Here is an 11642-nt window from a genome sequence, read left to right as displayed (position 1 = left end):
ATCGTCTGGGGTCGGTGAAGCGTCGCCAGCCTAACAGGCTGACCAGCACGATCGCGGTGTTTTCAGGACTTCTTTTGGCTGGGCTCCAGCACGAAATCGACCACGATCGCGGCCATGTCGTCGATCGCGTGGCGGGCGATGACCTCGTAGCCGTGGGTGCTCAGCGTGGGCAGGCACAGCAGACCGGCGCGCGCGGTCAGCCCGTTGGCCTTCGAGTGCGAGGCATCGGATTCGAAGGCGCCCAGCGCGGCGGCCTGTGGTGACAGCTCGCGGTCGGTGGCGATTTTGAGCAGCCGATCGGCGACGCTCCTGTCGTACACGCACAGTGCGTCGCTGTAGCCAATGATCGGCCCGCCCGTAACGCTGGTGGTGTATTCGTGTTCGGTGGGGCCGACTTCCAGCGCGAGGGTGAGGTCACCCGGCAGGGTGGCGCTGGCGTAGGTGCCCCCCACGCCGCCGATCTCTTCGTTGGTGGTGAAGACCAGGTAGACGTCGTCGGCGGGCCGATGTTGGCGTTCACGCAGCAGCCGCGCGGCGTTCAGCAGTGCGGTCACCGCGGCGCGGTCGTCGAGGAAGTAGGCGCCGACGTAGTCGCCGATCTCGACCACCGATCTCTTGCTGCGGTGCGTGCAGACTCGGGTGCCGGCGTGCACTCCCGCGGCGGTCAACTCGTCGGCGGTGCGGCCGGTGAAGACGTAGACGTGATCCCAGTCCAGCGCGCGGTCGCCCTGATCGGGCTTGGTCTCCCAGATCCGCGAGCTTTCCTGGGTGGTGTGCTCGGACCCGAGAGTCAGTACGGCCGTGAGGGTTTCGTTGTCGCCGAGGACCGCGACCGGACCCAGGCCGAAGTTTCCGGGATACATGGTGCCCAGCTGCGTCAAATGCAATGTGCCGTCGGACTCTACGCGCTTGACGATCATCGACAGTTCGTCCATGTGCGCCATGACCCGTGTAGCGGTTCCGGGGATGGCCTCGGTGCGGTGGCGATGGGTGGGCGTCCCGCCATCGCCGGCCGACGGGGCGGCGGCGACATATCCGATCAGGTTGCCGGCGTCATCGGTCCACATGTCGTCGACCAGGGGTTGCAGTTCACGGGCGATGACTTCGCGTACGGCGTCCTCCTGCCCGCATGGCCCGTAGGTCAACAAAAGCTCTTCCAGCAATTCGTCGGTTGAGTCGCGGTCGCGATGCGCCATCAGGTCCTCTCCATCGTGGGTTCAGAGGATCAGTACCCGCGGCGGCCTGCGCGTACCCACGCAAACGACGGCGACACTCTTAGCCCAGCGCAACGCCCAGTTCTTGGGCGAACACCCGGATCATGTGTTGTACGGCGATCTCGTTGCGCCCGATGATCATGTGGTCGTGCTGGCCGTGCCGGACGCCCTCGCCGCACTGGGGCAGCATGGCGAAGTCCTCGTCTCGCACGGCCGCGTGGACGCCTTCGAAGACCGCGTCGTACGCGGCTCTCATCTCGTCGTTGGTGGCCGGGATGCGGCCCATCCAACTGTGGCGGACCGTGCACCGGGTCGGCGCACCCGCGGGCAACATGTCGATGATCTCGACCCCCACCGGGCTATTGGCCAGGATGAGGTTCGGATATACCCAATAGATCACCCCCATGTTCGCCACCGGGTCCAGCGGCGCCGTGGGATCGGCGTTGGTGATCCAGGTGAACGGAAAGCCGATCCGGTGATGCTTGCCGAACTCGTCGTAGACCATCGTGTTGGCCAGCGTGTTCTGCCCGATGAGGCTCTGGCCGTGCACGTAGGGAAAGTGGTATCCCTCGGCGAACGCTTCCAGTGCCCCCTTCCAGGACACCTCGGAGGTGAATTCGCGCTGCGTGTGATAGCCGTAGGCCTGGTAGTTCCACAGCGCCAGTTCGGCTCCGAAGTCGCCCAGGTGTGCGTCGAGATCGATGGTCGCGTCGGCGGTCAGCACCGCCCAGATGAAGCCGTGCCGCTCCTCGCAGGGCAGTTCCACCAGCCCGTAATCCTTGGTGTCCATCGAATCGAAGCCGGCTTTGCCCGGGACCGTGAACAATTCGCCGGTGTTGCGGTAGGTCCAGGCGTGATACGGGCAGACGAACCGCGAGGCGTTGCCCGAGCCGCAGGCCGGCATCGCGCCGCGGTGCCGGCAGTAGTTGAGCAAGACGTGGCTGGCGCCGGTGCGGTCGCGGGTGATCAGCAGTGAATCGCCCAGCACCGAACGCACCACGTAGTCGTTCTTGTTCGGCAGCTGCGCCGACGGGACGATGGCCAGCGGCACCCGGCGCAGGATCTGCGCTTCCTCGATCTCGGTGATCTTGGGATCGCGGTAATAGTGCAGCGGCACCCGCAGTTCCCGTTCGGCCAGATCGGTGGTCTTGTCCAGGGCATGCCGCAGGCCTCGCCGCGTCAGCGTCTCGTCGGTGCCGCGCACCGGTCGGTCGAACGTCGTCACCCTGGCCTCCTCCGGTCCAACCCTCCGGACCATACAATCACCATCGTTTGTATTGTCAAGATCGGGCACCGACGTGTGCGACGATCACGCCATGCGCCGGCATGGCTGGTCGGGTGACATCCCGGCGGACGATGACGAGGCCGTCGCGCGCATACTCGCCGCGACGCGCGCTGCCATCGACGCGCGCGGGACGGTGAGCGTCTCCGAGGTCGCATCGACGCTCGGGGTAACGCGGCAGACGATCTACCGGTACTTCCCCAACCATGAGGCGCTGCTGGGTGCCACGGCGTTGTCCTCCGTCGACGGATTTCTGGATCGCCTTGCGGCGCAACTGGGTTCGATCACCGATCCCACCGAAGCGGTGGTCGAGGGCATCGCCTACACGTTCGAGCAACTCGCGCATGACACGTACCTGAGTCTGGTATTCCAGCCCGGCAAGGCCAGCGCGTTCACCGCGGGGGTGACCTCGGACGTGGCCATCGGGTTCGGCCGGTCGATCCTGCAGCGGTTCGGCGTCGATTGGGCCGCGGCCGGTTTCGCCGGGCGCGGGCTCGACGAACTGGTCGAGATCATGCTGCGCATGCTGCAGTCCCTGATCGTCGATCCCGGCCGTCCGCCGCGCGCCGGCCGCGAGCTGCGACGGTTCCTGGAGGACTGGATCGCGCCGTCGGTCCGCGCACATAGAGTCGCCCACGGCGTCTAGCAACTGGTCTGACCACTTGACGTCTGGCCAATTAACCGGCAGGGTGGGGACATGGCCCTGCGCCCGGTGACCCGGCAATCGGTACCCGAACACGTCTTCGAGCAGATCATGTCCGACGTGCTCAGTGGTGAACTCGCGCCCGGCGAGACGCTGCCCAGCGAGCGCAAACTCGCCGAGGTGCTGGGGGTCTCGCGACCGGTGGTTCGTGAGGCGCTCAAGCGCCTGACCGCCGCCGGTCTAGTCGAGGTTCGGCAGGGCGACGCCACCACCGTGCGGGACTACCGCCGTCACGCGGGGCTGGACCTGCTGCCCCGGTTGTTGATCCGTGGCGGGGATCAAGCCGACGAGCTGGACGTGGCCGTCGTGCGCAGCATCTTGGAGACCCGGCTGCACAACGGCCCCAAAGTCGCCGAACTGGCCGCCGAACGCAGCGGTGCGCGGGCGGCCGACGTGCTCGATGCCGCCGTGGACGCGCTGGCCGCCGAACAGGATCCGACGGAACGGCAACGCGCCGCGCTGACCTTCTGGGACCTCGTCGTCGACGCGGCCGACTCCATCGTCTTCCGGTTGATGTTCAACACGCTGCGTGCCACCTACGAACCCGCACTGCCGGCGCTCAACACGGTGATGGCCGCCGAGGTCAATCGCCCCGAGCTGTACCGGCGGGTGGCGCGCGCGATCGCCGCCGGTGATCCGGCGGGCGCCCACCGCGCCGCGGCCGACCTGCTCGAGCCGGCCACCCGCGGCCTGCTCACCGCCCTATCTGGCTTGGATGAACAGCGATGACATCACCCGCACGCAGCAACCTCACCCTGTCCGCGGCCGGCCGGGAGTTTTGGCGCCACCCCTCCCCCTGGGGTCTGGCGCTGACGTTGGCCGCCGCGCTGGCCGCCCGGATCGTCGTCGGCGACTGGCGGCTCACCGATGCCGCGCTGCCCGTACTCATGGTCGCGGCGTTTCCGGTTTTCGAGTGGGTCATCCACGTCGCGATCCTGCACTGGCGGCCGCGCCGCGTCGGTCGCTTCGTCGTGGATCCGTTGCTGGCGCGCAAACACCGGGAACACCACGGCGAGCCGCGCAGAGTCGAGCTCATCTTCATGCCGTGGCAGACGTTGCTGTGGCTGATCCCGACGGCCGTCGCGGTCGCGTTGGTCGCGTTCCCCCGGCTCGGACTCGGGCTCACGTACCTGGTCTTCTTGACCGCACTCGGGCTGGTCTACGAGTGGACGCATTACCTCATCCACACTGATTACAAGGCGAAAAGCGGTGTGTACCGGTCGATCTGGCGTAACCATCGACGGCACCACTTCAAAAACGAGCACTATTGGTTCACCGTCACCAGCAGCGGAACCGCGGACCGGCTGCTCGGCACGTACCCGGATCAGGCGACGGTACCGACCTCCCCGACCGCCAAGAATCTCCACGGCGCCGGTGGGCCCTCGACCGCCGCGCTCGCCTCGGTTCGTCCCTAGACGACGACTCTGTCCTGTTGCTAGAGGACAACATTGGGTCGAGCCACTCCTCCGCGCGCATCGCCTGGTTGCGGATCGCGTCCCCCCCGGGCGTCTGCCTGCTCCTGATGCAGTGTCCCCGGTGTGTCAGTCCCCGGTAGTACGGTCGCGACTAACTCGGAGGGTTCAGCGGGATGACCAAGACAGAACGTTGGTACGCAATTGTCGAGGAACTACGCGCATCGTCGCCGCGCCCGCGTAGCGCGCGATGGTTGGCGGAGCGGTTCGAAGTCAGCACCCGCACCATCGAGCGCGACCTGGACGGACTGCTGCAGGCGGGTGTCCCGCTCTACACCCAGGCCGGTCGCTCCGGCGGTTGGATACTCGACAGCCACGCCACGTTCGCTGCGCCCTCGCTCGATGCAGCGGAGGTGACTGCACTCGCTGTAGCTGTGGCCGGTCTCGCCGACACTCCATTCGCCGAAGCGGGCAAGGGTGCGTTGAGCAAGATCGTGGGTTCGTTGGGCGAGGCGGGACGTCGCGACATTGGCGCGTGTTCGACTCCGGTCGGCCTGATGAACTGCCACAGCGAAGTAAATTCGGTACCGCGCGCGGTGCAATGGGCGTTGCGCCATCGGCGGGTGCTGCGCGTCGAATACGGAGACACGAACGGTGCCGTGTCTGTCCGCGAGGTCGAGCCCGTCGGGTTTCTCGGAGGGCAAAGTTGGTATCTGGTCGCATGGTGCCGGCTTCGCGAAGAAATGCGGACCTTTCGCATGGACCGCATCCGCTCGGCCGAGGTGTCGGCCGAACCCATGCCTCAGCGTGACGTCGATCTGGCCCTTGCGGCACGCGGATACGAAGTCGAATTTCTGAATCCGCTCGGAAACTCCGACAGTACGGTGTCGCAACACTGCTAGATGCTCGTTCCATGAGCACAGACGAAGAGGACCAGCACGCCCAACTCGTTCTAGAGGCGTTCGACGCACTGTTCAACCGACACGACTTTCAGACGGCTGAGCATTACTGGTCGCCCAACTACATCCAACACAGCGCGGTCATCCCCCCAGGCCGCGACGGTCTGTTCGCTCACGTCGCTGCCCTGCCCCTGACCGTCAAGTATGAACACCACGTCATTGCCGCCGACCGGGATTTCGTCTTGGTCCACGGTCGGTTCTCCGGCCCGGGGCTGGCTAAGGCGATCGTCATGGCCAACATCATCCGCATCGAAGACAACCGGTTGACCGAGCACTGGGAGGTGCTCCAGGACGAAGTCACCCGAGAAGAGTCCAAGAGCGGAATGCCGATGTTCGGCAACGAATTTCCAGCTTAAGGAAAGTACTCATGGCATCGAACATCGATGAAGACTGGTCACACGGCTCGGAGGAAAGGTTGATAGCGACTACCCTCGGGTCGATCAACGTCAGAATCGGCGGGCGCCAGGACGGTCCGGCGATAGTGTTCTGGCCGAGCCTGCTGATGACCGGGTCGATGTGGCGTTATCAGTATCAGCACTACGCCCCCACCCATCGCCTGGTTCTCATAGACCCGCCCGGTATCGGGAGATCGACCCCGCTCACCGACACCATCACGCTCAAGCAGAGCGCGGACTGCCTCGTCGAACTCCTCGATGAGTTGTTCATCGACAAATGCCTTTTCGTCGGTAACAGCTGGGGTGCAATCGTTGCCGGAGTATTCGCCGCGCAACATCCAGAACGGCTATTCGGGTCGGTGGCGGCCAACGGAACCGCTTCTGCCGCAAGCACAATCGACAAGATCAAACTGACCCCTCTTATCGCGCTCCTTGGGCTTCATGCCACCACGCCCAGATGGTTCGTAGCGGTCACCCAGTCAAGCTTCGCGGGCAAGACTGCCCGGAAGAGCAAGCGACACTTCCTCGACCTGCTCCGATGCGTGTTGGACGAGAACCCCAAATCCATGGCCCTGCAAATGAGGAGCATCCTGCTCGGACGCGACGACACGCACGCACAACTACGTGCCATCGACAACGTGCCGGTTCTCGTCATCGCCGGAGAGGAAGACCGTCAGTTCTCTGTGGCCACGGGGCGAGCTGTTGCGTCCGCTATACGCGGCAGCAGGTTTGTCGTGCTTCCTGGAACGGCCCATCTGTCAGCACTCGAAAGTCCCGGCCTGTTCAACGGCGCTGTGGACGACTTTCTCAAAGGAATCTGCACAGACGGCTAGGGTCGAACGACCGCTCGACAATCAGCGCCCGAAAGAACCTGTTGTGGTGGAGCTAAGGGGAATCGAACCCCTGACCTACTCGATGCGAACGAGTCGCGCTACCAACTGCGCCATAGCCCCTGACCGCTAGCAGGCTACCAGCCGCGGCACCAACTGCCGAACCGCCCGCGCTATTCGCCGACGGCGCGCGGCAGGTCCCTGGGCCAACCGAAGGTCCGCATCGCCATCGCGTAGTCCAGGTGCTCGAAGACGGGGTCCTCGTCGTCGATCTCCAGGACCACCGCGCCCGGGCGCCGCAGCCGCGAGGGGACCACGTCGTAGTCGCGGTCGTAGGCGTTCTCCACGCCCAGCCGCGCCCGCGCCATCCGCTTCATCCGGCGGTGGCGCACCCGCTCCTCGATGCGCGTCTGGCGCCGCAGGTAACCGAGGTACATCAGGGTGATCGCGGTGGCGGTGCCGCACACCCACCAGGCGCTCGGCGAGATCTTGAAGGCCGCGGTGGCCGAGCCGACCAGCACAACCGCCATCACCATCAGGACCTTCTTGCGGAAGGCGTACTTGCGGGCGCTGACCGCGGCGGCGGTCTTGTTGTCGAACCGGCGCCGCCGCGAGGCTTGGCGCGGCAGCAGCGCCGGCGCGTCCGCGTCGGGTTCGTCGGACTCGTCGGCTGGGGGCTCCAGACCGGAAGAGTCGTCGACGTATTCGTAGCTGTCCTCGTCGGCGTCGTCACGTTGGGCCACGGCCTCGGTGTCGGCCTCGTCGTCCTTGACGGGCTCGATGTCCGCCGTCTCGTCCTCGGCGGCGGACTCTGCCGCCCCCGCCGCGAGGACGTGGGAATCCTCGACGACGTCGACGTCGAGGTAGTCGGGTTCGGTGGCCTCGGCGACGGCCATTTTCATCACGACCGGGCGGCGGCGGCTCAGCTCATCGGTATCGGCGTCGTCGGATTCGTGGTCGTCATCGTCGGCGAGGTCGCGCTCGTCGTCGAGGTCGGTGTCGGCCGAGTCTTCCGGTGGCGTCCAGTTGGGATCGCTGCGGTGTCCGGCGGCCGGTCCGCTGCGCTTGATCAGCCGGGAGTTGGCCCCGCCGTTGAGCACGCGGGTCGCCAAAGCCACGTCGCTGGTGCGCCGCACCGCGTCGCGTTTGCTCACCAGCATCGGCACCAAGACGAACAGCCATAGCACCACGAGCGATATCCACAACAATGACTGCGGGATGCTTGGCATGATGACCTGCTCTCTTCGGTGTCCATCCCCCGCGAAGCCACTGGTGGCCAACGCGGCCCGGTCGTAACGACCAGGACAATTACACACCTGTAATTTGCCTCTCACAAGCACCACGAGTCACTCGTGTCGCGCTAGTCCCAGAATGGCAACGACTTGGACTCGCGGCGAGTCCAGGCGGGGCGACGAAAGCCGGGCGATCTAGCGAGAGCGCCGGTCACACCCAGCTGGCGTTACCGGCGCGGACCAGCGTCGATACCACCGATCCGCTGACCTCTTCGACGGTGATAGCCATCAGCAGGTGGTCTCGCCACGCCTTGTCGACCTCCAGGTAGCGCTGCAGCAGGCCCTCCTGGCGGAACCCCACCTTTGCCAGCACGGCCCGGCTCGCCGCGTTCTCCGGACGCACGGTGGCCTCCACCCGATGCAACATGACCGGGCCAAAGCAGTGGTCCAGCCCCAGCGCCAGCGCCGCGGTGGCCACGCCGCCGCCGGTGGCCGACCGCGGCACCCAATAGCCGATCCACGCCGACCGCAACGCCCCGTGGGTGACATTGCCGATGGTCAGCTGGCCGCAGAACCGACCGTCGAGTTCGATGACGTAGGGCAGCATGCGCCCCTGCCGCGCCTCGGCGCGCAGACCCGAACACAGCGCCGGCCAGGCGGCCACCGCGTGCCGGGCGGTCCAGTCACCCTCGGAGCTGGGCTCCCACGGTTCCAGGTGCGCACGATCGGTCAGCCGGATGCGGCTCCACTGCGCGCCATCGCGCAGCCGCACCGCCCGCAACCGGACCACGCCGGCCGGAACCCGAAGGGGCCCAACGCTCATGGGCCATCCTGGATGGCGGGAATTGGAGCGCAACAGGTTCACCGTGCGTGCAGCCGTTTCGCTCAGCCGCGCTGAGCCAGGAAGGCGACGTCGACGATCTCGCCCGTGCGAATCTGCTCGGCGCCGCTGGGCACCACCACCAGACAGTTCGCTTCGGCGAGGGTGGCCAGCAGGTGCGATGACGCACCCGGCGCGCCGCCGAGCGCCTGCACCAGATACTCCCCGCTCTCCTGGTCGCGCATCAGCTGGCCGCGCAAGAACCCCTTGCGTCCGGCCACCGACGTGATGGGCGACAGCGTGCGCGCCTGCACGATGCGACGCATCGGCTGACGCTTGCCGAGCGACAACCGGATCAGCGGACGGACCATCACCTCGAACACCACCAGCGCGCTCACCGGGTTGGCCGGCAACAGGAACGTCGGGACACCCTCGCGGCCCAGCTGCCCGAAACCCTGGATGGATCCCGGATGCATGCCGACCCGCACCACCTCTATCTCGCCCAGCTCGGACAGCACCTGTCGCACCGCCTCGGCCGCGGCACCGCCGACCGCGCCCGCGATCACGATCACCTCGGCGCGGTTGATCTGGCCCTCGACGATCTCGCGCAGCTCGCGCGGGCCCCCGCCGACGATCCCGACGCGGTTGACCTCCGCACCGGCATCGCGGGCGGCGGCCGCCAGCGCGTAGGAGTTGACGTCGTAGACCTGCCCGTTGCCCGGGGTGCGCGAGATGTCGACGAGCTCGCCACCTAGCGCCATGATCGTCACCCGCGGGCGCGGGTGGACCAGGACCCGTTCGCGGCCGACCGCGGCCAGCAGCCCGACCTGCGCCGCACCGATGACCGTCCCGGAGCGCACGGCCACGTCGCCCGGCTGGACGTCGTCGCCGGCGCGGCGCACGTAGGCGCCCGACGGGGCGCCCCGCAGGATCCGCACCCGCTGCGTGCCGCCGTCGGTCCACCGCAACGGCAGGACCGCGTCGGCGAGCGTGGGCAGCGGGGCTCCGGTTTGCACGCGCACGGCCTGGCGCGGCTGCAACCGGCTGGGGGTGCGCGAGCCGGCCTCGACGATGCCCATCACCGGCAGCACCAGGCCCTCGCGTCGGTCATTCTCGCCGGAGTCGTCGAAGGGCTCGGGAAGGCTTTCGCTGCCCACCTCGCCGACGCCGAGGACGTCGACGCTGCGCACCGCGTAGCCGTCGATCGCGGCCTGATCGAAGCCGGGCATCGGGCGTTCGGTCACCACTTCCTCGGCGCACATCAATCCCTGCGCCTCGGCGATCGCCACACGTATCGGTCGCGGGGCCACCGCGGCCGCCGTGATCCGGGCCTGCTGCTCTTCCACCGAACGCACAGCGCGCCTCTCTGCCGTCGAGCCGCGTATCGGGCGACCCGCTCACTGCGCGGGCGGGGCATCCCCGCCCGGGACCGCTACGCGTTCACCGGCCCGCCGTCGTCCGTCGGCCGGGTTGCCGGCCGGCTACTGCTCGGCCAGGCCCAATCGCGCCACCAACCACTGCCGCAATTCCGGGCCGTAGTCGTCACGATCCAATGCAAAGTCAACCGCAGCCTTGAGGTAGCCGCCGGGATTTCCCAAGTCGTGTCGAGATCCGCGATGCACGACCACGTGCACCGGGTGGCCCTCCGCGATCAGCAGCGCGATGCCGTCGGTGAGTTGTACCTCGCCGCCTGCCCCGCGCTCGATGCGGCGCAACGCATCGAAGATCGCCCGGTCCAGCACGTAGCGACCGGCCGCGGCGAACAGCGACGGGGCGTCCTCGGTCTTCGGCTTCTCGACCATGCCGTTGACCCTGAGCACGTCGGGATTGTCGTCGTCGGGAATCGGTTCGACGTCGAAAACCCCGTAGGCACTGACCTCTTCGGGCGTCACCTCGATGGCGCACAACACCGTGCCGCCGTAGTGCGCCCGCACCTTCGACATCGTCCCGAGCACACCGGTCGGCAGCACCAGGTCGTCGGGCAGCAGCACCGCCACGGCGTCCTCGTCATCGGCCAGCCGCGACTCTACGCAGCCGATCGCGTGCCCCAGGCCCAGCGGCTCGCTCTGTACCACGGACTCGACCTTGATCAGCTGCGGCGCACGGCGGACCTTGTCGAGCATCGCGGTCTTGCCGCGCTCCTCCAGCGTGCTTTCCAGCACCAGGTCTTCGACGAAGTGCGCGACGACGCCGTCCTTGCCCTCCGAGGTGATGATCACCAAGCGCTCGGCACCGGCCTCGGCCGCCTCGGCGGCGACCAGCTCGATGCCCGGCGTATCGACAACCGGCAACAGCTCCTTGGGGACCGTTTTGGTCGCCGGCAAGAAGCGCGTCCCTAGACCGGCGGCGGGCACGACCGCAGTGCGTGGCACCACCACGTTTGGGCTTGACATTGTTCACACGATAACCCGCATCCACTCAGGCGAGTCGATGTGGCGCGGGGAAAGACCTGGCTGTCATGGTTGACGGATGGCGACCACGGGCAAAGCCGCGCTGCGCGACCAGCTGCTTGCCGCCCGGCGCCGCGTTGCAGACGACGTTCGCGCCATCGAGGCCCGGCAGCTGTGCGAGCGGCTGGAAACCCTGGAAAGCATCGTGACCAGCGGCAGTACCGTGTGCGCCTACGTGCCGGTGGGCACCGAGCCGGGCTCGGCCGCGATGCTGGACACGTTGCTACGACGCACCGGGCGGGTGCTGTTGCCGGTCGCGCGCACCGCCGCCGACGACACCCCCCTGCCGTTGTCCTGGGGCGAATACCGGCCCGGCACGCTGACCACCGGGCGGTGGGGGTTGCT

Annotated in this window: 13 protein-coding genes and 1 tRNA gene; 7 read left to right on the top strand and 7 right to left on the bottom strand. The window is 67.2% G+C overall.

The window, feature by feature from the left end; genetic code table 11:
* Window positions 1–62: 62 nt before the first annotated feature.
* Both DQP57_RS04700 and DQP57_RS04695 read right to left on the bottom strand, forming a co-directional pair.
* On the bottom strand, window positions 63–1196 hold the full coding sequence (locus tag DQP57_RS04700; protein ID WP_112631891.1) for a M28 family peptidase: 1134 nt from the start codon (window positions 1194–1196) through the stop codon (window positions 63–65).
* A gap of 79 nt (window positions 1197–1275) precedes the next feature.
* On the bottom strand, window positions 1276–2472 hold the full coding sequence (locus DQP57_RS04695) for an aromatic ring-hydroxylating oxygenase subunit alpha (RefSeq protein WP_112631890.1): 1197 nt from the start codon (window positions 2470–2472) through the stop codon (window positions 1276–1278).
* 58 nt (window positions 2473–2530) lie between these two features.
* On the opposite strand from DQP57_RS04695, the gene DQP57_RS04690 reads away from it, so the two are divergent.
* The 6 genes from DQP57_RS04690 to DQP57_RS04665 all read left to right on the top strand — a co-directional run bounded on the left by DQP57_RS04690 (window position 2531) and on the right by DQP57_RS04665 (window position 6798).
* Window positions 2531–3142, top strand: coding sequence for a TetR/AcrR family transcriptional regulator (locus DQP57_RS04690; protein ID WP_112631995.1), 612 nt, complete (start codon window positions 2531–2533; stop codon window positions 3140–3142).
* Window positions 3143–3193: 51 nt separating this feature from the next.
* Window positions 3194–3928 carry a FadR/GntR family transcriptional regulator gene (locus tag DQP57_RS04685; protein ID WP_112631889.1) on the top strand — a complete coding sequence of 245 codons (735 nt, stop codon included), beginning with the start codon at window positions 3194–3196 and terminating at the stop codon, window positions 3926–3928.
* On the top strand, window positions 3925–4614 hold the full coding sequence (locus tag DQP57_RS04680; RefSeq protein WP_112631888.1) for a sterol desaturase family protein: 690 nt from the start codon (window positions 3925–3927) through the stop codon (window positions 4612–4614). The genes DQP57_RS04685 and DQP57_RS04680 overlap by 4 nt, the downstream gene beginning before the upstream one ends.
* Window positions 4615–4787: 173 nt before the next feature.
* Window positions 4788–5513 carry a helix-turn-helix transcriptional regulator gene (locus DQP57_RS04675; protein WP_112631887.1) on the top strand — a complete coding sequence of 242 codons (726 nt, stop codon included), beginning with the start codon at window positions 4788–4790 and terminating at the stop codon, window positions 5511–5513.
* 11 nt (window positions 5514–5524) lie between these two features.
* On the top strand, window positions 5525–5926 hold the full coding sequence (locus DQP57_RS04670; protein ID WP_112631886.1) for a nuclear transport factor 2 family protein: 402 nt from the start codon (window positions 5525–5527) through the stop codon (window positions 5924–5926).
* A gap of 11 nt (window positions 5927–5937) precedes the next feature.
* The gene (locus tag DQP57_RS04665) at window positions 5938–6798 is read left to right on the top strand and encodes an alpha/beta fold hydrolase (RefSeq protein ID WP_112631885.1); all 861 of its coding nucleotides are present in this window, start codon (window positions 5938–5940) and stop codon (window positions 6796–6798) included.
* 44 nt (window positions 6799–6842) lie between these two features.
* On the opposite strand, the gene DQP57_RS04660 is transcribed toward DQP57_RS04665, so the two are convergent.
* The 5 genes from DQP57_RS04660 to DQP57_RS04640 all read right to left on the bottom strand — a co-directional run bounded on the left by DQP57_RS04660 (window position 6843) and on the right by DQP57_RS04640 (window position 11240).
* A tRNA-Ala gene (locus tag DQP57_RS04660) sits at window positions 6843–6918 on the bottom strand.
* A 50-nt stretch (window positions 6919–6968) separates the two neighbouring features.
* On the bottom strand, window positions 6969–8024 hold the full coding sequence (sepX, locus tag DQP57_RS04655; protein ID WP_112631884.1) for a divisome protein SepX/GlpR: 1056 nt from the start codon (window positions 8022–8024) through the stop codon (window positions 6969–6971).
* A 214-nt stretch (window positions 8025–8238) separates the two neighbouring features.
* Entirely contained in the window at window positions 8239–8892 is a 654-nt protein-coding gene (locus DQP57_RS04650) for a GNAT family N-acetyltransferase (protein WP_205869036.1), read from the bottom strand.
* A gap of 20 nt (window positions 8893–8912) precedes the next feature.
* Window positions 8913–10202, bottom strand: coding sequence for a molybdotransferase-like divisome protein Glp (glp, locus tag DQP57_RS04645; RefSeq protein ID WP_112631882.1), 1290 nt, complete (start codon window positions 10200–10202; stop codon window positions 8913–8915).
* A 126-nt stretch (window positions 10203–10328) separates the two neighbouring features.
* Complete coding sequence (locus DQP57_RS04640) at window positions 10329–11240, bottom strand: UTP--glucose-1-phosphate uridylyltransferase (protein WP_112631881.1); 912 nt, start codon at window positions 11238–11240, stop codon at window positions 10329–10331.
* A 76-nt stretch (window positions 11241–11316) separates the two neighbouring features.
* Here DQP57_RS04640 and DQP57_RS04635 point away from each other — a divergent pair.
* Window positions 11317–11642 (top strand): 5-formyltetrahydrofolate cyclo-ligase (locus DQP57_RS04635; RefSeq protein ID WP_240631677.1); only part of this gene is annotated, 326 nt, incomplete at its 3' end.

The sequence above is a fragment of the Mycobacterium colombiense genome (assembly GCF_003284935.1).
GTDB lineage: Bacteria > Actinomycetota > Actinomycetes > Mycobacteriales > Mycobacteriaceae > Mycobacterium > Mycobacterium arosiense_A.
This window is presented reverse-complemented; position numbering and strand designations above follow the sequence as displayed.